Source organism: Mesorhizobium sp. M5C.F.Ca.IN.020.32.2.1, from assembly GCF_004023105.1.
GTDB lineage: Bacteria > Pseudomonadota > Alphaproteobacteria > Rhizobiales > Rhizobiaceae > Mesorhizobium > Mesorhizobium wenxiniae.
Genome location: NZ_RZSX01001168.1, coordinates 1 through 1,568 on the forward strand (window position 1 = coordinate 1; position 1,568 = coordinate 1,568).

Genomic DNA, 1,568 nt, shown 5'->3' on the forward strand with positions numbered 1-1,568 from the left:
GCCCGGCGCCGGATGCCGCGGCGATCGCGGCCATGCTGGCCGCACCTTTGAGGACATCGCGGCGAGTGGCACCCGCGCGCATAAATTGGTTGTAAAGGCTGACTTTCATTTCGTTCCTCCCAGAATCTCAATGGTGATTGTTTCGGGTGTTTGGAGCGCTGGACGTGTTCCCCAACAACAGCGACTCCTAGAAATCGGGCCCAAGTTTTCCTCCCGCGACACTTCGATTTCCGTGGTCCGAACTAGTGTGCCGGCGCGCCCGGAACAGGGTCATAATCCGAGCCCTTTCACTATTCTCACAACCAAGTGCCGTGTCAACGAGAATGGGGTTTTTATCTATAAAAGACTGACTTGCCCTCGCCGTTTGCGTTGTTTAGCTTCACCGCAACGAAAGGGGGGGCCCATGGCTCAAGTCGCGATCAGCAATGTGGCCAAGGCGTTCGGAACCGTCAAGGTACTGCACGATGTCAGCGTTGACATCGCCGACGGGCAGTTCGTGGTGCTGGTCGGTCCTTCCGGGTGTGGCAAGTCCACGCTGCTCAGGATGGTGGCGGGGCTGGAGACCGTTTCAGGCGGCACAATCGCCATCGGCGACCGTGTCGTCAATCATCTGCCGCCGGCCAAGCGCGACATCGCCATGGTGTTCCAGAATTACGCACTCTATCCGCACAAGACGGTCGAGCAGAACATGGCCTTTGCGCTGAAGCTGCGGAAGACCGATCCGGCTGTGGTCGCCGAGCGGGTCAAGCGCGCCGCCGATATCCTCGACCTCAATCCCTATCTCAAGCGCTATCCGCGCCAGCTCTCGGGCGGGCAGCGCCAGCGCGTCGCCATGGGCCGCGCCATCGTGCGCAACCCGCAGGTGTTCCTGTTCGACGAGCCGCTCTCCAATCTCGACGCGAAGCTGCGCGTGCAGATGCGCACCGAGATCAAGGAACTGCACCAGCGGTTGAAGACCACCACCATCTATGTCACGCACGACCAGATCGAAGCCATGACCATGGCCGACAAGATCGTCGTGATGCGCGACGGCCGCATTGAGCAGGTCGGCGCGCCGCTGGAACTGTTCGACCGGCCGGCCAATCTGTTCGTCGCCGGCTTCATCGGCTCGCCGTCGATGAACCTGCTCAAGGGCGTGGTGTGCAAGGGCGACAAGCCTGTCGTCGAGATCGCCGGGACGCCGTTCCCTATCGCCGCGAACAGCGCCGTGGAGGATGGGCGCAATGTTGTCTACGGCGTCCGGCCCGAGCATCTCGAAATTCACCCCGACGGCGTGCCGGCAAAGATTTCCGTGGTTGAGCCGACCGGTTCCGAAACGCTGGTGTTTCTGCGTTTCGGCGAGGGCGAGATGGTGGCGCTGTTCCGTGAGCGCCACGACTTCAAGCCGGGCGACACGCTTCACTTGAAACCACGGCTGGACCAGGTCCACCTCTTCGACGCAGAGACCGGCCGTCGTCTATAACACTTTGAATTTGCGCATGATCTTATCCGAAACCGACATCACTTTTCGGGATCACGCGCTAGGTTTCACATCAAAAAGCCCGTTCGGGAGGAATGCCATGCTCAAA

1 protein-coding gene is annotated in these 1,568 nt (G+C 60.6%); it reads left to right on the top strand.

Translation table 11 applies throughout. From position 1 onward, the window contains the following. Positions 1-403 precede the first annotated feature (403 nt). Entirely contained in the window at positions 404-1,462 is a 1,059-nt protein-coding gene (gene ugpC, locus EOA86_RS34015; protein ID WP_128345541.1) for a sn-glycerol-3-phosphate ABC transporter ATP-binding protein UgpC, read from the top strand. Positions 1,463-1,568 lie beyond the last annotated feature (106 nt).